General features: G+C 69.8%; 16 protein-coding genes. 7 read left to right on the forward strand and 9 right to left on the reverse strand.

The window, feature by feature from the left end; all coding sequences use genetic code 11:
* Positions 1-58 precede the first annotated feature (58 nt).
* Together ACFE7K_RS10330 and ACFE7K_RS10335 are read right to left on the reverse strand one after the other, a co-directional pair.
* A complete protein-coding gene (locus ACFE7K_RS10330; RefSeq protein ID WP_375398108.1) occupies positions 59-1,408 on the reverse strand; it encodes an MFS transporter in 1,350 nt (449 codons plus the stop codon).
* Positions 1,405-2,943 (reverse strand): amidohydrolase family protein, encoded by a 1,539-nt coding sequence (locus ACFE7K_RS10335; RefSeq protein WP_375398109.1) that lies wholly within the window; start codon positions 2,941-2,943, stop codon positions 1,405-1,407. The genes ACFE7K_RS10330 and ACFE7K_RS10335 overlap by 4 nt, the downstream gene beginning before the upstream one ends.
* 210 nt (positions 2,944-3,153) lie before the next feature.
* On the opposite strand from ACFE7K_RS10335, the gene ACFE7K_RS10340 reads away from it, so the two are divergent.
* Positions 3,154-4,605 (forward strand): aldehyde dehydrogenase family protein, encoded by a 1,452-nt coding sequence (locus tag ACFE7K_RS10340; RefSeq protein ID WP_375398110.1) that lies wholly within the window; start codon positions 3,154-3,156, stop codon positions 4,603-4,605.
* A gap of 6 nt (positions 4,606-4,611) precedes the next feature.
* Here the strand turns inward: ACFE7K_RS10340 and ACFE7K_RS10345 are convergent, their stop codons facing one another.
* A complete protein-coding gene (locus ACFE7K_RS10345) occupies positions 4,612-5,628 on the reverse strand; it encodes an alpha/beta fold hydrolase (protein ID WP_375398111.1) in 1,017 nt (338 codons plus the stop codon).
* A 5-nt stretch (positions 5,629-5,633) separates the two neighbouring features.
* Positions 5,634-6,491 carry a VOC family protein gene (locus ACFE7K_RS10350; protein ID WP_375398112.1) on the reverse strand — a complete coding sequence of 286 codons (858 nt, stop codon included), beginning with the start codon at positions 6,489-6,491 and terminating at the stop codon, positions 5,634-5,636.
* 132 nt (positions 6,492-6,623) lie between these two features.
* Here ACFE7K_RS10350 and ACFE7K_RS10355 point away from each other — a divergent pair, with 132 nt between their 5' ends.
* Genes ACFE7K_RS10355 through ACFE7K_RS10370 form a run of 4 tightly spaced genes read left to right on the forward strand, consistent with a single transcriptional unit; the run spans position 6,624 to position 10,612 of the window.
* Positions 6,624-7,403: an IclR family transcriptional regulator gene (locus tag ACFE7K_RS10355; RefSeq protein ID WP_375398113.1), complete on the forward strand. Its 780-nt coding sequence runs from the start codon at positions 6,624-6,626 to the stop codon at positions 7,401-7,403.
* 54 nt (positions 7,404-7,457) lie between these two features.
* A complete protein-coding gene (locus ACFE7K_RS10360; protein WP_375398114.1) occupies positions 7,458-8,294 on the forward strand; it encodes a fumarylacetoacetate hydrolase family protein in 837 nt (278 codons plus the stop codon).
* 3 nt (positions 8,295-8,297) lie between these two features.
* Positions 8,298-9,905 (forward strand): bifunctional 3-(3-hydroxy-phenyl)propionate/3-hydroxycinnamic acid hydroxylase, encoded by a 1,608-nt coding sequence (locus ACFE7K_RS10365; protein ID WP_375398115.1) that lies wholly within the window; start codon positions 8,298-8,300, stop codon positions 9,903-9,905.
* Positions 9,902-10,612 (forward strand): class II aldolase/adducin family protein, encoded by a 711-nt coding sequence (locus ACFE7K_RS10370; RefSeq protein WP_375398116.1) that lies wholly within the window; start codon positions 9,902-9,904, stop codon positions 10,610-10,612. Before ACFE7K_RS10365 ends, ACFE7K_RS10370 begins: the two co-directional genes overlap by 4 nt.
* A 3-nt stretch (positions 10,613-10,615) precedes the next feature.
* Here the strand turns inward: ACFE7K_RS10370 and ACFE7K_RS10375 are convergent, their stop codons facing one another.
* Positions 10,616-11,533, reverse strand: a complete 918-nt coding sequence (locus tag ACFE7K_RS10375; RefSeq protein WP_375398117.1) for an MBL fold metallo-hydrolase — start codon at positions 11,531-11,533, stop codon at positions 10,616-10,618.
* Positions 11,534-11,808: 275 nt separating this feature from the next.
* Here ACFE7K_RS10375 and ACFE7K_RS10380 point away from each other — a divergent pair, with 275 nt between their 5' ends.
* The gene (locus ACFE7K_RS10380; protein WP_375398118.1) at positions 11,809-13,500 is read left to right on the forward strand and encodes an FAD-dependent monooxygenase; all 1,692 of its coding nucleotides are present in this window, start codon (positions 11,809-11,811) and stop codon (positions 13,498-13,500) included.
* A gap of 77 nt (positions 13,501-13,577) precedes the next feature.
* Here the strand turns inward: ACFE7K_RS10380 and ACFE7K_RS10385 are convergent, their stop codons facing one another.
* Positions 13,578-14,516, reverse strand: a complete 939-nt coding sequence (locus ACFE7K_RS10385; protein WP_375398119.1) for a LysR substrate-binding domain-containing protein — start codon at positions 14,514-14,516, stop codon at positions 13,578-13,580.
* A 192-nt stretch (positions 14,517-14,708) separates the two neighbouring features.
* Here ACFE7K_RS10385 and ACFE7K_RS10390 point away from each other — a divergent pair, with 192 nt between their 5' ends.
* Positions 14,709-15,686, forward strand: coding sequence for a LysR substrate-binding domain-containing protein (locus tag ACFE7K_RS10390; protein WP_375398120.1), 978 nt, complete (start codon positions 14,709-14,711; stop codon positions 15,684-15,686).
* Here ACFE7K_RS10390 and ACFE7K_RS10395 read toward each other — a convergent pair.
* From ACFE7K_RS10395 to ACFE7K_RS10405, 3 genes are all read right to left on the reverse strand, one after another.
* Positions 15,683-16,306, reverse strand: coding sequence for a nuclear transport factor 2 family protein (locus ACFE7K_RS10395; protein WP_375398121.1), 624 nt, complete (start codon positions 16,304-16,306; stop codon positions 15,683-15,685). The two genes, ACFE7K_RS10390 and ACFE7K_RS10395, sit on opposite strands and share 4 nt — an antisense overlap.
* Positions 16,307-16,375: 69 nt before the next feature.
* A complete protein-coding gene (locus ACFE7K_RS10400) occupies positions 16,376-17,026 on the reverse strand; it encodes a cytochrome b (protein WP_375398122.1) in 651 nt (216 codons plus the stop codon).
* Positions 17,027-17,028: 2 nt separating this feature from the next.
* Complete coding sequence (locus ACFE7K_RS10405) at positions 17,029-20,004, reverse strand: TonB-dependent receptor domain-containing protein (protein WP_375398123.1); 2,976 nt, start codon at positions 20,002-20,004, stop codon at positions 17,029-17,031.
* Positions 20,005-20,037: the final 33 nt, after the last annotated feature.

Here is a 20,037-nt window from a genome sequence, read left to right on the forward strand (position 1 = left end):
CTCCTGAACGGAGCGCCGTGCGGCACTTGCCCGACGCAATCCCTGCCGGCACATTGATCTAGGCCCGCTCGCCGGCGCCGACGGGGAAGGTGATCAGCAACAGCCCCGCGAGCAATGCCGGTACGGCCATCACGGCCGACACGTTCATGCCGCCAAGGCCCGCGGCAAATAAGGTGCCCGCGATGATCGGGGATAGCACGCTGCCGAGCCGGCCGATGCCGATCACGAAGCCGGTCCCGCTGGCGCGCATACGGACCGGAAAGGTGCGCGACATGACGGCATAATTGCCGATCATGCCCGCGAACAGCGCAATACCGACCACGATCGCGGCTACGCGCAACAGCAGCAGGTCGGCGGGAACGAGCCCGAACAGCACGATGGCGGACGCCCCGAGCATCATCGCCCCGGCCACTATCGGCTTCAGCCCGAACCGGCTTGCCAGCAGGCCGACGAGCAAGCCGCCTGCGATGCCGCCCAGGCTCATGAGCATCGCAACCCCCGCGGACACGGCTGGCGAGAAGCCAAGATCGGCGACCAGCGTGGGCAGCCAATTCTGCATGTAAAATAATGACATGACATAGAGGAGATAGATCGCCGTGGCTTTGATCGTCAGCGCGGCCATACCGTCGCGGAATAGCTGCACGGTCGGCGCGGCCTGCCTGACCGGCGCTGCCGGCAGCGCCTCGACCGGCGGATGGCCGCAGCGACGCAGATAGGCGTTGGCGCGGGCGAGCGTGTCGGCGCGCGGACGGGCCATCAGGAACGCCATCGGCTCGGGCAGCAGCAGCAACGCGACGCCGAGCATGACGACGTCGAGCACGCCCGCGGTCAGGAAGATCGCGCGCCATCCGAACGCGGGCAGCAGCATCGCGGCGACGAACCCGGCGACCACTCCGCCGAGTGGATAGCCGATGTTGAGCAGGCTCAGCGCGATCTCGCGGCGGCGCTCGTTAGCGTATTCCGCGCCCAGCGGGTTGATGACGGCGATCATGGCGCCGACGCCGAGACCGGTAAACACGCGCGCGAGCAGCAATATCGGAATGTTGCCGGCGAGCGCGGCGCAGAAGGAGCCGATCGCCATCATCGCCAGGCTGATCAGCACCAGCGGCCGCCGTCCGAGCACGTCGGCCAGGGGCGCGATGAAGAACGAGCCACCGGCCATGCCCAACAGCCCGGCCGAGAATACATAGCCCAGTCCGGCCTTGGAGATCCCCCAGCCCTTCGCGATCGCAGGGGCGGCGAACGTGATGGCGAGCACGTCGAACCCGTCCAACGCGCAAAGTGCAACGGTGAGCAGCACCGCCATCCACTGGAAGCGGCTCATCGGTGCCGCCATCAGGCGAGCGCGGGGGTCCGCGACGCCCTCGCCGATCATGCCGGCCGGCGCGTCGGCCAGCCCGGCGTTCATCGAAGCTCGTCCGCCGCCTGGCGGCGGATCGCTTCGAGGTCGGCGGGGGCGTAATAGCGTCCGCCGTGCACGACGCCGCCGATCCGATGGAGGTTGACGACGCTGGCGATGGGGTTGGCGTCGAGCAGGACGAGGTCGGCGACCCGGCCGGCCTGCACCGTCCCCATCGTATCCTCGCGGTGCAGATACTTGGCGCCGTTAAGCGTCGTCATCTGCAGCACCGCGAGCGGCGGCAGGCCGGCCTTCGCGAGCAGGTCGAACTCCTGATGCAGGCCATAGCCCGCGACCACGAACCCGCCCCCCAGGTCGGACCCGGCCATCATCGGCACATGTGCGTCGTAGAACAATTTGGTGAGCGCCAGTTGCGCCTCGAACAGGCGGTTGAGCTCGACCCGCGCGGGCGCGCCGATGGTGGTGCGGAACTGCTGCGCCACGGACAGCCACAGCTCGCGATTGGGGCGCGACACGTATTTCAGGTTCTGATCCTGAACATAGGCGGGGTCGTCGCCGAACTCCATGGTGCGCAGCCGGATCAGCGTGGGTGTCTGCCAGGTCCCGTTGCGCACGAACTCGGCCGCCAGCGAGCGGCACTTGGCCGCGTCGTAGCTGTCGAGTACCACGGCATACCGCGCAAATGCCGCGGGCGGCGTGAAGGCGATCGGGTTCGCCAGCGCGCGCGCGGCCACCCCCGGCGGCGGCCCGCCCTGCCCGGCCTGAACGCCGGGAGATTGCGGCCGCTGCGATGCCGACGGCGGGTCGGCTCGCAACGCAGCTTCCTGCAAGGAACAGCCGAGCAGGAGCGACTCGCGCGGACCAAGGTGCTCGATGCCGTCCATCCCCATCGCGGCGGCACGCCGCACGTCGACAAACGGCGACAGGTGTCCGGTGATCGTCAGGCCGTCGGCCTTCGCTTCGGCATGCGCGGCGAAGAGGGCCGCCGCCGGCAGGTCGATGGCCTTGATGAAATCGGCGCCCTGCTCCTTCTGCCGCCGCACCTCCGCCACCGCCGCTTCCGGCGTCGCGAATGGTGGACCCACCAGGATGGTGCCGGGCATCGCGAGCAGGGTCGGCGCGCCCGGCGGCATCAGCTCGCCCGCCTTGCGCCGGGCCAGCAGCTCGGGCGAGCCGTTCATCTGGCGGAACCCGGTCACCCCCAGCGACAGCATCACGCGCAGGTCGGTCGCGGCGCTGCCCGAGGTCAGCGGATGCGCGTGCATGTCGAGGAAGCCAGGCACGACGAACTTGCCGCGCGCGTCGATCAGCTTCGCGGCACCCGATGTCGTGACGTCGCGGGCGCGGCGGACGGCCGTGATCGCGTCGCCGTCGATGACCACCGCCATGTCGCGGGCCAGCGAACCATCGCGCGTGTCGACGACCGTGACGTGACTAATGACGATGCCATGGTCCACCCGCAACAACGCGGCGGCGGGAGGCGAGGCGGCGGGCGCGGCCGTCACGATCGCAACGGCCATCGCCGTCGTCGCGCCGAGGCGCAGCCGGTCGGATCGTTTCCGGAACATCGTTGGCATCGTCATGCATCCTCCCCGAGCCGGGCGCCGCCGCGCTCTCTGGCTGTTCTCCGCGGCTGGTTAGCGCGCCCGCCCGCCGGCAAGGAGATGACAGACGGAGCGCCCTGTTACCGTCTCGGTAACACTATCGGCATGGGAGCCACTAGGCAGGCCGCTTTCGTGCACTATTCCCGTCTTTTGAGAATGCGGCTGCTGCCGCCTTGCAGGAGACGTGGCGTGACATATACCATCGGCCGACGCCCGATGCTGATCGGCGGGGAACTGGTTTCGAGCCTGTCGGACGAATGGCTTCGATCCGTCGATCCGGTCGACGAGCACCTCGTCGGCGAGGTGCCTGCGGGCACGGCGGAGGACGTCGCTCGCGCAGCGACGGCCGCGCATGAGGCGTCCGGCGGCTGGGGGCGGCGCTCGGTCGAGGAACGCGCCGCGGCATTGCGCGCCGTCGCGCGCGCGATCGAGGCGCGCCATGACGAGATCCTGGCGGTGGAAGTCGCGGATACCGGCAACACCGAAGCATCGTTGCGGGGCGACCTGAAGAACGCGATCTGGTCGCTCGATCACTACGCCGGCCTGGGCTATGAACTGAAGGGCGAGACCGTGCCGGCCAGCGCCGACGGCTGGCATCTCACGCTGCGTCAGCCGTTCGGCGTCGTCGGCCGCATCGTCCCGTTCAACCATCCCTTCATGTTCGCGGCCGCGCGAACCGCCGCCGCGCTCATGGCCGGCAACAGCGTCGTCCTGAAGCCGCCCGAGACGAGCTCGCTGTCGGCAATGATTCTGGGGGAGATTTGCCGCGACGTCCTGCCCGCCGGCGTTATGAACATCGTCAGTGGCCTTGGCATGCCGGTCGGCGACGCGATCGCCCGGCATCCGCTGATTCCGCGCATCGCGTTCATCGGCTCCGCCGCGACCGGGCGGGCGATCCAGCAGGCGGCGGCGGAGACCTGCGTGAAGACCGTCACGCTCGAGCTGGGCGGCAAGAATCCGATGATCGTCTATCCCGACGCCGATTTCGACGCGGCCGCCAGGGCCGCGGTGGCGGGCATGAACTTCGTGTGGTCGGGCCAATCCTGCGGTTCGACCAGCCGCCTGCTGGTCCACGAGGACATCTACGATCGCATGGTGGACGCGGTCGGCGCGGCGGTGGCCGCGATCAAGGTGGGGCCACCGGGCGACGCGTCGTGTGGGATGGGACCGATGAACAGCCGCGCACAGGCGGACAAGGCGCTGCGCTACATGCAGATCGGTCGCGAGGAAGGGGCCCGACTGGTTACCGGGGGCGGTCGGCCCGAGGGCCCGGACTTCGCCAGGGGGTTCTGGGTACAGCCCACCGTGTTCGCCGACGTGACGCCCGACATGCGCATCGCGCGCGAGGAAGTATTTGGCCCGGTACTGTCGATCCTGAAGTGGCGGACCGAGGAGGAGGCGATCCGGATCGCCAACGACGTCGAGTTCGGGCTTACCGCCGCGATCTGGACCCGTGACATCGGCACCGCCCTGCGCGCGGCCCGATCGGTCGAGGCCGGCTATCTCTGGGTCAACGGCGTCGGCGCTCACTACCCCGCCTTCCCCTATGGCGGTTTCAAGAACTCCGGCATCGGGCGCGAGGAGTGCCTGGACGAGCTGCTCAGCTATACCCAGATCAAGGCGATATCGCTGATTTCCTGATCCGGCTCAGCCGTCGATCCATTTCGCCAGCAGCGCGGCAACGGCGTCGCTGTTGCGCTCCAGCATCATCATGTGGCCATTGCCCGAGATGCCTCGCTCCCCGAGCGCGAGGAAATACGCATCCGCGCCATTGGCGTTCAACCACTCGACGATCGGCCGGTCGGCCGCCTCGGTGTGGTCGAAGTCGTCGGTACCCACCACCAGCAGCACGGGTTTGCCCGCGAAGCCGGCGAAGTCGGCAATGCGCAGCTGCCGCCCGTCGACGTTGGTGCGCTCCAGCAGCAGCCGCGGCGCGATCGGTTGCAGCGAGGCGAGATAGGCCTCGCGCCGGTCGGCCGGGAACTGCGCGCCCGTGCCGATCAGCTTGCGCTCAGCCCAGGCGCGCGGCGGGAAGAACGGCGCGTCGGGCAGCAGGCGGATGACACCGGCGGGCTGGCGGACGTCGATATAGCCGGTGCCGCGCGCGACGACGGCGGCGGCCGGCTGGATGTTGCCCGGCGGCGCGGGCGCGACCGCCACCAGCTTGCGGATGCGCGCGCCGTGGCCTTCGAGCAGCTTCCAGCCGAACGTGCCGCCCATCGAATGCGCCAGCACGATCGCCGGCTCGCCCGCTGCGACCAATACGTCCGCCAGCCCGGCCTGGACGAGCGCGCCGTCGAGCCGGTCGAGCGGCACCCCGCCGCTGCGCCCGACTCCGGGCCAGTCGGGCACCAGCACGCGGTGGCCGCGCGCGGCGAAATGCTGCGCCCAGCCGGGGCGTCCGTCCGCCGTCGCCAGGAAGCACGCGCCAGTATGCGCGCCGCCATGGATCATCAGGATCGGCGGGCGGGTCACCCCGCCGGCCGGTTCGAGCACGTCGTAATACACCGCCGGGCGGCCGGCCGCCGCATCGCCGCCCGTCAGCCGTGCATGCTGCACGACCTGAACCGAACGCGGCGTCGCCGCCACCGGCCCGGCGAGTCCGGCGGCGAACGCGCCCGCCGCGATCCTGGCGGCGGCGCGGCGCGAGATGCCCGTGTCCATCGCGTTCAGCTGCGCAGCAAGCCGATGCCCCAGCTGTTGAGGGTGCGCTCCTCGTGCGGCCATTCGCCGACCGCGCGATCGGGCGCGACCTGTTCGAGTTCGGCCGACAGCTCGACCCAGTTGCCGTCGCGGTCGTGGACGAACATGAAGAGGTTGTTACCGGGACCGTGACGTCCCGGCCCCCATTTGAGGGGAATGTGCACGCTCGCGAAATGGTCGCCCCAGTCGCGGATCAGGCCCCAGTCGCCCACTTCGAGGCAATGGTGGTCGAGCCGCCGTTCGGCGGTGGTGAACATCGCCAGGCTGTGATGCTCGTGGCTGCACCGTAGAAACGCGGTGCGCAACCCGCCCTCCTCGTCGACGACGCGGTCGGACAGGGTAAACCCTGTCACCCGCAGGTGAAAGTCGAGCAGACGGCCGATGTCCGTGGTCGCGAACACGACGTGCTGCAACCGCGCGGGCCGGCGGCCGGTCTCGCTCTCCTCGCCACCGCCCGCGGGATCCTCCGGCACGCCGAACACGAAGCCGTTGCCGTCGACATCCTCGAACCGGATCGCGGCGGCACCGAACCCGGGCCAGGCCTGTTCGCGAAATGCGACGCGCGCGGCACGGAGTCGGGACCGAAGCGCCTCCGCCTCCGCCGGGCCGGCCAGGCCGAAGCCGGCATAGTCCAGTGTGCGGGCACCCCCCTCGACAATACGCAAGCGGCGTTTCGCAGCGATTCCGAGCAGCCCGTGATCGTCCTTCGAGAACCGATACCCGAACGCCCGCCGGTAAAAGTCGGCGAGCGCGGCGGGATCGGGCGACCGTAGCGATATCTCTCTCAGCGAGGCATCGAGAGCGGCATGACGTGCACCGAGCATCCAGCTAATCTCCGGAATATTTATCAGTGGGTGAGAATACACGATACGGTCGGCTTGGGAAAGGTCAGTGCTTGCCGTCGCGCAGTGTGCGTGCAACGCCAACTCGATGTGCGTGCGAAGGAGGGTGCCCGCTTGTCCACGTCCGATCGATTGTTGGCGGTGCTGGACCTGTTCACGATCCGGCGGCCGGACTGGTCGGTGGAGGAGGCCGCCGCCGAACTCGGGGTGCCGGTCAGTACGGTCTATCGTTACTTCGGCAAGCTCAGCCGGAGGGGGCTTCTCGCCGGGCTCGCGGGCGCGCGCTATGGCCTGGGGCCGACCATCATCCGCTACGACCGGCAATTGCGCCTGACCGATCCGCTCGTGTTGGCCGCGACGGGCGAGCTCGATCGGCTCGCGCGCCTGGTCCCAGGGCGCTCGGTGGCCTTCCTCTGCCGTCTCTTCGGGGAGCAGGTGATGTGCGTCGCTCAGGCCGCGGTCGATGACCCGCCGTTCGCGATCGGCTATGAGCGCGGACGGCCGATGCCCCTCTTCGCGGGCTCCGCGTCCCGCGTGATTCTGGCGAACCTGCCGACGCGCCAGGTGCGCGATCTCTACCGGCGCACCCCCAAGGGATTCGGCCGCGCCGGCCTCGGCGACGACTGGGCGGCGGTGCGCGGGGCATTGCGCATCCAGCGGGAAAGCATGGGCTGCATCACGAGCGGCGAGGTCGACGTCGGAATGCGCGGGGTGTCCGCGCCCGTCATGGCGGTCGGCGCGGGCGTGATCGGTTCGATCACGGTGGCCGGGCCGACGGCGGCCCTGCCCAGGCAGACCGCCGAGCGGGTGCTCGGCGACGTCGCGCGGGCGGCGCGCGCGATCGAGCGCGAGCTGGGCCGCAAGGCGATGGAGCGGCCGGTCGCCGGCGGCTGAGCCCGTTGCCAAGCCGTCGGACGGACAGTATCGTTTCTCGAAAGATGGGAAAAGATGATGCGTTTCGCTAGTTTTTCGGTAAAGGGCCATGACAGCTGGGGACTGGTCGCAGGCGGCCGCGTAAGCCTTTTGCATGAGCGCTGGGCCACCATTCGTGACGCGATCGAGGCCGGCGCGCTGGGCGATGCCGGAATGGTATCGGGTGCGCCGACGGCTGGCCTCGAGGAGATCGTGTGGCGTCCGGTCATTCCCCATCCGGGCAAGATCCTGTGCGTGGGTCTGAACTACGAGGATCACCGCAAGGAAACCGGCCGCGCCGAGGTGGCGAACCCGACGATCTTCATCCGCTTCGCCGACTCGCAGACCGCGCATCGCGCACCTCTCCTGATGCCGTCCGTATCGGACCGGCTCGATTACGAAGGCGAGCTGGCGGTGGTGATCGGCACCGGCGGGCGCGCCATCCCGGCCGCCTCGGCGCTTGCGCACGTGGCGGGCTACGCCTGCTACAACGACGGTTCCGTCCGCGATTGGCAGAACCACACCATCCAGTTCACGCCCGGCAAGAACTTCCCCGAGACCGGCGCGTTCGGCCCGTGGCTGGTGACGCCCGACGAGTTCGGCGCGCTCGGCCCGCAGCGGCTGCAGACCCGCCTCAACGGCCGGATCATGCAGGACGCGACGCTGGCGGACATGATCTTCTCCGTGCCGCGGTTGATCGAATACATCTCTACCTTTACGCCGCTCAGTCCGGGCGACGTGATCGTGTCGGGCACGCCGGGCGGGGTCGGCGCGAAGCGGCAGCCGCCGGTGTTCATGGCGGTCGGAGACGTCGTCGAGGTCGAGATCGACGGCATTGGCGTGCTGGAAAACCGTATCGCCCGGGCGCGTTAGGCCGTGACCGTCGACGGGCTTGCCCCGGGTGCGGCCCCTCCCGGCGCGGGCCCCGCCGAGGGCTCCGGCGTCGACCATCGGGTCGTGATCGTCGGGGCGGGGCCGACCGGCCTGGTGCTGGCGAACCTGCTCGGTGCCGCCGGGATCGATACGCTGCTGGTCGAAGCCAATGACGCCACGGTAGGCGAGCCGCGGGCCGTGTCGATCGACGACGAGTCGCTGCGCACCGTGCAGGCGCTGGGGTTGCTCGACCGCGTGGGGGCCGGGGTGGTCGGCGGCTACGGCTCGGAATACCGGTCTCCGCGCGGCCGCGTGTTCCTGCGGGTGAAGCCCCGGACGCAGCCCTACGGCCACCCCCGCCGCAACGCCTTTCGCCAGCCTGTGTTCGAGGCCCAGTTGCGCGAGGGGCTGGCGCGCTTCCCCTGCGTGACGACACTGTTCCGCTGCACGCTGGAGCGGTTCGAGGATGCCCGCGGCCGGGTGTCGATCCGGCTGCGCCGCGCCGACGGGGAGGACCTGACCGTTCACGCGGACTTCCTCGTCGGTTGCGACGGCGCGCGCAGCGGCGTGCGCGAAGCCCTCGGCGCCCGCCTCGTCGGCGACACCGCCGACGAGCGCTGGCTCATCATCGACCTGGTCAACTCGCCCGCGCCCAGCCCCGAAACGATCGTGTATTGCGACGCGCGACGGCCCGGTATCGCGCTCCCGGGCCCCGACCGCACCCGACGCTACGAGTTCAAGGTGCTGCCGGGCGAGGACGAGGCGACGCTGCTTGCCGACGAGAACCTCACCAGGCTCGTCCGCGCGCACGGCGCGGCGCCCGGCAGCGAGGTCGTCCGCAAGACCGTGTATCGCTTCCACGCGCGCATCGCGGATGTGTGGGGCCGTGGGCGGGTCTGGCTGGCGGGCGATGCCGCGCACCTCTCGCCCCCCTTCGCCGGGCAAGGGATGAACAGCGGCATTCGCGATGCCGCCAATCTCGGCTGGAAGCTGACCGCCATCGTGCAGGGCCGGCTGGGACCCCGATTGCTGGACACCTATCCGGCGGAGCGTCGCGCGCATGTCGGGGAGATGATCAGGCTGGCGCGACGGATGGGCGCGATCATGGGGCCGCGCACGCGGGGACACGGTGCGTTGCACCGCGCCGCCTTCGGCCTGCTGTCGCGCTGGCCGGCGGCGCGGACGTGGTTCGCCGAGATGCGCTACAAGCCGCCGCCGCGCTTCGAGGATGGCTTCGTGGCCGGCACGATGCCGTCGCGCCGCGGCGTCGTGGGCCGGATGCTGCCGCAACCCCGCCTCCGCGGTGGCCCGCAGGCAGGTGCGCTGCTCGACGAACTGCTCGGCGGCGACTTCGTCCTGCTCGGGGTCGGGCTGGACCAGCGGAGCGTGGACGCGGTGGCGCTCGGGGCGGGCTGGACCGCGCTGCTCGGGCGGCGGGTCGCGGTGGCGACCGGGTGGGCGCCCGAGCTGGCGGACCACGCGGGCATGCTGCTGCTGCTGCGCCCGGACAGATATGTCGCCGCCCGCTTCGCCCCGGGTCAGGTCGCGGCCGCCGTACCCGAACTGGAATCACTCATCGCGCGGACCTGGGTCGAGGGAGGGGCGTCGTGACCGACCCGCAGGAAATCCGCCGCGAACTGGTCACGGCCAACCGGATCCTCGCCGCGCGCGAGGTGGTGGACGGCTTCGGCCACGTCAGCGTCCGCGATCCCGGCGACCCCGCCCGTTTTCTGATCTCCCGCAGCCTGGCGCCCGCGCAGGTGACGATCGACGACCTGATGACGGTCGATGGCGATGGCGCCGTCCTGGACGACGACCGGCCTGCCTTCATCGAGCGGTTCATCCACGCGGCGATCTATCGCGCGCGGGCCGATGTGACGGCGGTGGTCCACAGCCATTCGCCGTCGGTCATTCCCTTCGGGATCGTGCGCGACGCCCCGCTGCGCGCGAGCTATCATATGGCCGCCTTTCTCGGCGACGGGGCCCCGGTGTTCGAGATCCGCGACACGGCGGGCGGCGGGAGCGATATGCTGATTCGTTCCGGCCCGCTCGGCGCGGCGCTCGCGGCGGCGCTGGGCCCTCATGCGGCGGTGCTGATGCGGGGACACGGCGCCACGGTGGTCGGCGCGACGCTGCGCCAGGCGGTGTTCCGCGCCGTCTATCTGGAGGTCGCGGCGCGCGTCCAGACGCAGGCGGCGGCGCTCGGTCCGGCCATCTATCTGACGGCGGAGGAGGCGGCCGCGGCCGCGCGCGCCAACGATGGCCAGATCGATCGCGCGTGGAACCTGTGGGCGCAGGCCGCGGCAGCGCCCGGCTGACCGTCAGGGCAGCGACCGGTAGACGTTGACCGGGAAGCGGTTCGCCATCGGGCTGGGGCCTTTCCAGCGCGCGTCGAGATCGGCCAGCAGGTTCGCGGCGAGCACCTGCTGTTCGGTCATGCCGGCGGCCTTGGCGCGCGCGATACGATCGCGGGCCGTCCGCAACATGTCGCGATAGGCGATCACGTCCGCCTTGCCGAGCACCGGGCCGTGGCCGGGAATGACGCGGGTGCGATCGTCCAGCAGCGCGATGATCGCCGTGGTCGTTGCGATGACGCCGTCGATCCCGCCGCCGACCGCGACGTCGATATTGGGATAGTGGTTGCCGACGATATCGCCGGTCGCGATCACGTCGCGGCCGGTCAGCACCAGCACCGTGTCGCCATCGGTATGCGCGCGCGCCGGGTGGATCAGCCGCACCGCGACGCCGCCGAGCGTCATCGATCGTTGCGAGGTCGCATAGGACTCCGTCGGCAGCGCGTCCGGCGACGCCGGCACGTCGGGCAGGCCGGTGAGCGGGTTGACCGGCGGCGCGGCCATCCGCCGGGCGACGTTCGCCTGGGCGAAGATGCGCGCGCCATGCGCGCGGAACTGCGCGTTCCCGCCGGTATGGTCGTAATGGTAATGGGTGTTGACCACGTAGAGCACGGGCTTGGTCGAGATCGCGGCGATGCGCGCGGCGATCGCCTGGTAACGCGGCGCAAACTGGGTATCGATGACGATCAGCCTGCGCGGTCCTTCGACCACCGTGGTGTTGTTCAGCGCGCCGGTGATCACGTGCACGCCCCGCCCGAGATCGGCCACGGTCTCGGGCACCACCGCCGTGTCCAGGTTGGCGGGGATCACCGGCGCCTGCGCGGCGGATACGGTCGCGCAGGCGGCGGCCAGCAGGCTCGCGGTGACGAGATGGCGTGATTGCATGGCAGGCTGCTCCGGATGGCGTTCGCGAACCCACGTTCCGCGGCACCGGCGCGAGCGCAAGGCCCAGATCGCGCTCGCTCGACCGCCGGCGCGCCCGTCACCGCCGCCAACGAGGGGACGGGCCCATTCGTGATGCCAGTCGAGCAACGCCTTGCCGGATTTGCCATCATTCGGACCTTGGCGACCTTCGCTAGTCGTGAGCCAATAGGAAGAAAAGCTGGGGCGGGCGGACGAACGGGCGTCGGCCGACCTGGACGTGGGGGCGATGCGATTCGATGAGCGAGGCGGCTGAACACGCGGTGGTGGTGATCGGCGCGGGCCCCAGCGGGCTTGCGCTGGCCATCGAGCTCGGCTCGCGCGGGGTCGATTGCCTGTTGGTCGAACGCAACGATCGGGTCGGCTACGCGCCGCGCGCCAAGACGACGAACGTGCGGACCCGGACCCACCTGCGCCGCTGGGGTATCGCGGACAAGTTGGCGTCGGTGGCCCCCTTCGGGATCGACTATCCCTCCGACGTCAAGTTCGTGACGCGGCTCGGCGGCTTCGGCCTGGCGACGATCGAGAACGCGTCTAACTGCGCCCCCGCGCGCAACGACTTCTATCCCGAGCACGGCCAGTGGGTGCCCCAGTACAAGCTCGAGCAGGTGCTGCGCGAGCACGCCGAGACACTGCCGTCGGTCCGCATCGTCTTCAACACCGCGTTCAAGTCCGCCGACCAGTCCGCGGATGGGGTCGACGTCGTGCTGGAGGACGTGACGGACGGAACGGAGCGCCGGGTAAGCTGCCGCTACCTGGTCGGCGGCGATGGCGCGCGCAGTGCCGTGCGCGACCTGATCGGCGCCACGATGAGCGGTAAATACGGGCTGTCACGCAATTACAACATCGTGTTCAGGGCACCCGGCCTCGCCCGGGCCCATCCTCACGGACAGGCGACCATGTACTGGCAGGTCAACCCCGCCGCGCCGAGCCTGATCGGGCCGATGGACGAGGACGACCTCTGGTTCTTCATGCCGACCCGGCTGCCCGAGGGCTTCACGATCACCCGGGAGAATGCGGCGACGCTGATCCGCGAGGCGACCGCGATCGACCTGTCCTACGAAATCCGGAGCAGCGACGAGTGGGTGGCGAGCAGCCTCATCGCGGATCGATACCGGCAGGGCGGCGTCTTCCTGATCGGCGACGCCTGCCACCTGCATCCCCCGTTCGGCGGATACGGCATGAACATGGGCGTCGCCGACGGCGTCGACCTGGGCTGGAAGATCGCGGCGGTGCTGCAGGGCTGGGGCGGTCCGGCGCTGCTGGACAGCTACGAGACGGAGCGGCGTGCGATCCACGAGGAGGTGATCGCCGAAGCCGCCGCCAATCATGCGGTGCTGTCGAACGATTTCTGGTCGGAGGGGCTGGAGACGCCCGGCGAGGACGGCGACGCGCTGCGCGCGGCGGTCGGCAAGCGGATCTACGCTGCGAAGGAGCGCGAGTTTCATACGCTCGGGACCGTGCTCGGTGGTTGCTATGCCGCGTCGCCGATCATTGCCACCGAGCCGGCGCCGGCGGCTCCCGGCGGGGGGGATGCGCGGGTCTACGAACCCTCCAGCCGCCCCGGCTGTCTTGCCCCCCACGCATGGCGCGCGGACGCCAGTTCGCTCTACGACGCGTTCGGCAAGGGCTTTGCGCTGCTATGCCGTCCGGACGCCGACCCGGCCGATGCCCGCCGCGCCGTCGCCGAGGCCTCGGCACAGGGCGAACCGCTCGTCGTGGTGGACCTGAGCGTCGACGAGGCGGCGGACCGCTATCCCTGCTCTCTCACGCTGGTGCGCCCGGACCAGTTCGTGGCGTGGCGCGGGAACAGCTGGGCGGAGGGCATCCTCGCCTTTGCGGCGGGATGGGATCGCCTTGCGGGAAGCCACCCTTCCGAGGACCGGAAATCGCCGACATCGCTGGAGCGGCAGCCCGAGCGCGCAAGTTGACGACGATCCACTGACGCGGTCGCCGCGCCGATGGCCGTGTCGGGACGCATGGCGATCCGCGCGACCGCCAGCGACCGTCAACCCAGATCGAGCAGATCGGCGGCGAGATCGGGCGGTTCCGGCTCCTGATTGAGGGCGGCGCGGCGGAAAAGGTCGCAGAGATGCTGCGCGACCGGGGTCAGCGGCAGCTTCGACCGATTGACGATGCAGATCGCCGGTGCCTGCAGGTCCTCGTCGAGGCGGATGTGGGTCAGGAGCCGGGTGGCATGGGCGAACCCCAGCCATTGGCGCGGCAGGATCGCGAGCATGTCGGTGGTGGCCGCCACGGTGATCATCGAGAGCGCGCTTTGCGCCTGAACCGCGATCACGGGGGCGGGCAAGCCGCGCTGTTCGAAGATCGGGTTGAGCTCCGCCTCGCTGTTGGTGGTAACGGAGGTGGCGACCCACCGCGCGCCGATCAGGTCGCACAATCCCCTGGCCCCGCTGAGCGGATGTCCGCGTCGCCCGAGCACGACCCGGCGGTTGTCGAACAGCTTCTCGACGGTGAAGTCGCCGGCCAGCCTGTCCTCCGCGAGCGGGCCGACGTAGAAGTCGATCGAGCCCTCGCGCACTTCGGCTTCCATCGCCGGAAACAGTCCCTCGACCAGCTTGAGACGCACGTCGGGAAAGCGGCGCTGGAAGGGCGCCAGGACGCGCGGCAGCAGCGACACGTGCGGCGCCGTGGACAGGCCGATCGCGACGCTGCCGCCACCGGCACCCTTCAGCTGGTTGACCTCGTCGCGCGCGCGCTCGATCTCGAGCTGCACGGCGGCGGCGCGGCGTGCGAAGGCCGCGCCGATCGGCGTCAGGACCATGCCGGTCGCGCCGCGCTCGAACAGCGTCACCCCCAGTTCGTGCTCCAGGTCGCGGATGCTGCGGCTGATCGCGGGCTGGGCCACGCCGAGATGACGCGCGGCGCGGCGGAGCCCCCCGAACTCGGCAACTGCAACCAAGTCACGGATATTGGTCAACTTCATGATGTTACCGGATTAGCAACGCCTGGCTGCAATTGCCATTGTTTCTTATCGGCCGCGGCGAGGGGCCCTCCCCACCCGCCGCGATGCCCATTCACGCGGGCGCGCCTCGAAGCGCTTCGTGCGCCGGATCGTCCGTCCGTGCAGATTGCCAGCAGACCCGGAAGATGATTGAGGTCGCCGCGTCCGTCCCCCGTGTCGACCATCGTGGGCAAGGTAGAGATCGTCGTGAAGCTGAACCACATGCGCGATGTCGTCGCGGTTGCCCAATGCGGCAGCCTGCGCAGCGCGGCGCGGTATCTCGGCGTGCCGCAACCCAACATCTCGCGCAGCATCCGCGAGCTCGAGCATGAACTCGGCGTCACGCTGTTCGAACGGCGGGTGACCGGGATGGTGCCGACGCCGATGGGACAGGCCTTCCTGCGCCGGGCCACCGCCATCCAGCTCGAGATGGAGCGGACGCGCGCGGAAATCGAGCAGCTGAAGGGGTTCGGCATTGGCACCGTTTCGGTCGGCCTGTCGACCGTCGCCTATATCGCCTTGCTGCCCAGAGTGCTCGACGCCTTCCGCCAGCGCTTCCCGGACGTCCTGGTCAAGCTGTCCGAAGGCCTGTTTCCGTCGATGGAGGCCGACATCCAGGCGAGCCGGATCGATTTCTACGTCGGCCCGCTCGCCGAACACGTCCAGCCGGTCGAGCTGCTGGTCGAACGATGGTTCGGCAACGAAAAGGTCGTCGTGTGCCGCGCCGGGCACCCCTTGCGCGGTGCGACATCGCTGGTCGAACTGACGGCCGCCAGTTGGGTCACCACCTCGATCACGCTGGTCGGCGAAGCCGAACTCGCGCCGCTATTCGACAGCCTCGGCCTGCCGCGGCCGCGGATCGGCATCCAGGCGGAAACCGCGGTCGGCATGCTCGTCGCCGTCGCCGCGTCCGACACGCTGGCGATGCTGCCGCAACAATGGCTCCACGTCGTGGCCGCGACCGCGCTGGTCGAACGCATCATGGTGCGCGAACGGATGCCCGCCCCCGTGATCTGCTGCGTACGGCGCGCCGGCCTGCCGCTCACGCCGGCCGCCGAGCATCTGTGCGACCTGTTCCGGCGCGCGGCCGCCAACCATGCGCAGCTCGTACCCGGCGGCGGCGATCTCGGCGGGCAAGGTCACCCCGGTTAGCGTGGCCCGGTCGCGGGCGGCAGGCGGCCGTCGCGCAGCCACGCCGCCCCGTCGGCATACAGCTGCTCGACGCCCGCGCCGCGCGTGCCCGGCAGGTCGGTCTTGACGTTCATGCCCTGCAGCGTCTGCAGATAGGCCAGGTGACGATAGCCCGCCGGAAAGCGGGCAAGCAGCGTGTCGTCCAGCGTCAGCCTCGCCGACGGATCGACCGGGTCGATGCGGTCGCGCTCATAGATCGGCTGGCGCAGCACGATCGCCCAGCGCTCGTCGCGCTGCTCGAAGAAATCGTAGAAACGCCCCATGCACGTCACATCGACCCGTTCGTCGTGGACCGTCGCGCGCTGGTTGATCGTCATCCGGGTCTGCGCGATCGCGCGCCGGCCGGCGAGCTCGATCGCCGATCCTCCCAGGGCGTGGAAAACGTCGACGCCATTCTCCCATCCGGCCTTGCACGCCGCGATGAAATCCTGCGCGCGCGACTGTTGCCAGGTCGCGATCATCACGCCGTCGGAATGCCACACGCCGGCGAACGCCTCCCAATCGCCGCTATCGCGCCATAGTACCCAATTCTCGATCACGTCCCGGATGGCGGCCTTGTCGCGGATCGCTGCATTGATCATGATATATCCGTATCCGATGGTGCGTAGGCGGCCAATATGCTGCGGTGCGGGGCGGCACGCCGCCCGCGCCTAACCCTCGAGCCCGAGCGCGTCGTCGCTGCGCGCACGACCGATGCCCATCCTCGACAACGCCGCCTGCCCGTCGAGCAACTGATGCTTCAGCGCGGCGAGGACGTGGAGCGTCAGCAGCGCGAGCAACCCATAGCCCGCGATCCTGTGCGCGCCGACGATGCGGTCGTGCAGAACATGCTGCCGCGCCACGCCGCCCGGCGCCGCCGCGATCGCCTGGATCGGCGCGATCGGGTGGAGCCGGATCATCCCCCACAGCATGATGTACTTCTGGCGTGGCCCCTGGCCGGCCACCGGCGTCTCGTAGCGCGGCGGATTGGCGGAGATCAGCGCCCATCCCGACAGCGGGATCGCGAGCATCGCGACGTACAGAACGGCATGAACGACCGCCGCCGTCCGCCGCTCGCCGACCGAAACGCGCGGATCGAACGGCGGCGGGCGGTGGGTCAGGCGCCACGCGATCCGCGCCACCGTCAGCGCCAGGACCGTCATGCCCGACGACTGGTGGAGGCGGACGACGATCGTCCGCCACGGCTCCGCCAGATCCTCCATGAACCAGCCGATCGCCAGGTTCAGGGCGATCAGCGCCGCGATCGTCCAGTGCAGGACGACCGCGACCCTGGTGTAGCGTTGCCGCGCGACCGTCGCCATGCCTAGAGCGTGAAGCGCAGGCCGGCGCGGTAGACGCGGCCCAGCACGTCGTAGATGGCGCTGTTGGTACGCACCGCGAAATACTGGTTGGCGTTGGGCACGTCGGCGGGATCGCGGTTCAGCAGGTTGCGGACGTTGACGAACGCCTCGATCGTCGCGCCGCCGACCTTGAACCCGTAGCTGAGCGATGCATCGAGGTAGAAGGCGCCCGGCAGGCGGTTGTAGTTGTAGGTCGGGTTCTGGGTGGTCGAGGCGGGGCAGCCGGTGGTGCAGGTGATGCCGTTGGGGTTGAACGGACCGGCCGACGACGTCCGCGCGACCAGCGCCGCGCGAAGCGTATCCAGTTCATAGGACAGGGTGGTGGTCGTCACCAGCGTGCGCGGCAGCAGCCCGAGCGAGCTGCTGATCGTCGCCGGCGTCAGGCCGTTGTCGGTGCGGTTCTCCAGATAGCGCGTGATGTTGGTGTGGATCGACGCGGTGCCGGGCAGCGATGCCGCGAGATCGGACAGCGCCACGCGGTAACCCGCCTCGATATCGATACCGCGGACCTTCTGCGTCGCCTGGTTGAACGCGCCGCCGGTGACGAAGGTAATGACGTTGTTGGTGCGCTGGATCTGGTTGCAATAGCTCTGGTTGCCGAGGAAGCATTGGTTGATGATATCCTGCGCTACCGTGTTCGCCAGGCCGTCGTTGATCTTCACCGACCAGTAATCGACCGACAGGCTGAAGCCCCGCGCGAAGGCCGGCTGGAGGACGAGGCCGAAGGTGGTGCCGTCGGCCTTTTCCGGCGTCAGCAGCGGGTTGCCGGTATTGGTCGAGCGGATCGACGGCGAGGTGTTGGTAAACGGATCGAAGACGTTGGCCGCCGCGACCGACCCCTGCGCGTAGAGCTCGTTCAGGTACGGCGCGCGGATGTCCCTCGATCGCGTCGCGCGGAAGCGCACGCCCGTGACGGGCTCGTACACGCCGCCGACCTTCCACGTCGTGACCGTTCCGGAGGTGGAGTAATCGGTCACGCGCACCGCGCCGCTCAGCTCCAGGCTGCGCGCCCAGCTCAGGTCCTTGGCGAGCGGCACGAGTGTTTCCGCCGCCCCCTCGGTCACCTGATACCGGCCCGAGATGTTCGAGAAATTGCCGGCGAGCCAGCCCGCCGTGAGACTGATCGGATCGGCGACGCCGCGGATCGATTCGAAGCGATGCTCCCCCGACAGCGCGATCGAGACCGGGCCGGCCCAGGTCGAGAACGGCTCGCCCTGGATCGTCGCCGCCTCGACCTGCTGGCGCTGGCGCAGCTGCTGCGACGAGCTGCCCTGGACATAGGCGAGCTGCGCGGCGCTGTTCACGCCGATGCCGAGCGCGTTGTACGGCACGCAGCCGTCGGTCGGCGCGGTCAGCGTCGAGCGGCACACGATCGCCCCGGGCGTCACCCCGGCGATGCCGGCGGGTGCGAAGACCGCGTCGGTCGCCTGGCGGTATTTCGCGCGATTGAGGTTGCCGAAGGTCGTGTTGTCATTGTCCGACACGCCGAACTGGACGTAGCCGTTCCAGCTCCAGCGCGTGCCGAGCGCGCCGAACCTGCCGTTCGCGCCGATCACGTAGCGCTGCACCGTCCGCGTGTTGTTGGCGATGATCGGGCCCATGTCGAGGTTCTGCGTGCCGATCTGCAGCGTCTGCGTCGGCGTCAGCATCGCCCGGATCGACGCCGGCAGGAAGGCGTTGTCGGCGCGGATCAGCGGCCCGGCGGTGCCCGGCAGGAACGAGTTGGACCCTCGCCCGATCACCGTCGAACGCGACCACGACGCCTGCCCGAACACGCTGATGGCGTCGCTCAGATCGTAGGATACGCGCCCGAAGACGTTGTTGCGGTTCTCGCGCGGGGTCAGCGAGACCAAAGGCGTGCGCTGGATCTCGGTCGCCTGCCAGTCGCCGCCGCGCATGAACGGATAGGAGACGATGTCGCCATAGGTGAACTTGTACGGCACCCCGCCCTGGCCGAAGGCGGTGCCCATCAGCGGGCCAGAGACGACGATGCCGCCGAAAGTGCTGCTCGCCATGCCGACCTGGCGCAGCAGCAGATGCTGCGGCTGGCCGTTGGTCGCGGTATAGGTGGGGTTGATGATGTCCTGATAGCCGTCGGCGTTCCAGGTGCGCTTGCCGACGCCTTCGGGCACGCCGGGATCGAAGACGTGCTCGCCCGACAGCAGGACGTGGCCGCGCCCGCCGGCGAAGTCGGACCCCGCCGCCAGCGCGATCCGGTAGTTGCGGTCGTCGCCATAGCTCGTCAGGCCGCCCGAGACCTCGCCCTTCAGGCCGGAGAACTTCTTGTCGAGGATGAAGTTGACGACACCGGCGACCGCATCCGACCCGTAGACCGACGACGCGCCGCCGGTGACGACCTCGACGCGCTGGATGAGCTGCTGCGGAAAGGTGTCGATGTCTACCGCGCCGGTGATGAGCGACCCGACCGAGCGCTGGCCGTCGAGCAGCACCAGCGTGCGCTGCGTGCCGAGATTGCGCAGGTTGAGCACGTTGGCGCCCGACAGGCCGATGCCGACCCCGGTCTGCCCGCCCTGCGCCGAGATGCTGCCGGCGAAGACGGGCAGGGTATTGAGATACTGCGCGACGTTGGGACTGGCGGTGGTGGCGATGTCCGCAGCCGACGTGATGGTCAGCGGCTGCGGCGCGGCATAGCCCTGGCGGGCGATGCGAGAACCGGTGACGACGACATCGCCGGCCGGCGCGGCATCGGCGGGGGCGGCTGCGGCGGGAGGGGCGGTCGCGGGGGCTGGGGTGGTGATCGGGGCGGTGGTGTCCTGCCGGCCGTCTGTCGCGGGCTGATTGGGCGCGGGCTGATCGGGCGCGGGCTGAGCCGGCGCGGTGGTCTGGGGCGCGGCGGCCCGCGCGCTGGCCATGGCGGGCGACAGCACCAGTGCGCTCACCCCGGCCAGGAACGCGGCCCGTGATGTCGTTGTTGTCATAATATCCTCTCCCTGTGAGGCGACATGCTGGTG

The organism is uncultured Sphingomonas sp., from assembly GCF_964244265.1.
GTDB lineage: Bacteria > Pseudomonadota > Alphaproteobacteria > Sphingomonadales > Sphingomonadaceae > Sphingomonas.

Excerpts from the sequence above, each read along its gene's own strand:
- ACFE7K_RS10330 (WP_375398108.1), bottom strand. The coding sequence starts at position 1,408 with ATGAACGCCGGGCTGGCCGACGCGCCGGCCGGCATGATCGGCGAGGGC.
- ACFE7K_RS10335 (WP_375398109.1), bottom strand. The coding sequence starts at position 2,943 with ATGACGATGCCAACGATGTTCCGGAAACGATCCGACCGGCTGCGCCTC.
- ACFE7K_RS10345 (WP_375398111.1), bottom strand. The coding sequence starts at position 5,628 with ATGGACACGGGCATCTCGCGCCGCGCCGCCGCCAGGATCGCGGCGGGC.
- ACFE7K_RS10350 (WP_375398112.1), bottom strand. The coding sequence starts at position 6,491 with ATGCTCGGTGCACGTCATGCCGCTCTCGATGCCTCGCTGAGAGAGATA.
- ACFE7K_RS10360 (WP_375398114.1), top strand. The coding sequence starts at position 7,458 with ATGATGCGTTTCGCTAGTTTTTCGGTAAAGGGCCATGACAGCTGGGGA.
- ACFE7K_RS10375 (WP_375398117.1), bottom strand. The coding sequence starts at position 11,533 with ATGCAATCACGCCATCTCGTCACCGCGAGCCTGCTGGCCGCCGCCTGC.
- ACFE7K_RS10380 (WP_375398118.1), top strand. The coding sequence starts at position 11,809 with ATGAGCGAGGCGGCTGAACACGCGGTGGTGGTGATCGGCGCGGGCCCC.
- ACFE7K_RS10385 (WP_375398119.1), bottom strand. The coding sequence starts at position 14,516 with ATGAAGTTGACCAATATCCGTGACTTGGTTGCAGTTGCCGAGTTCGGG.
- ACFE7K_RS10395 (WP_375398121.1), bottom strand. The coding sequence starts at position 16,306 with ATGATCAATGCAGCGATCCGCGACAAGGCCGCCATCCGGGACGTGATC.
- ACFE7K_RS10400 (WP_375398122.1), bottom strand. The coding sequence starts at position 17,026 with ATGGCGACGGTCGCGCGGCAACGCTACACCAGGGTCGCGGTCGTCCTG.
- ACFE7K_RS10405 (WP_375398123.1), bottom strand. The coding sequence starts at position 20,004 with ATGACAACAACGACATCACGGGCCGCGTTCCTGGCCGGGGTGAGCGCA.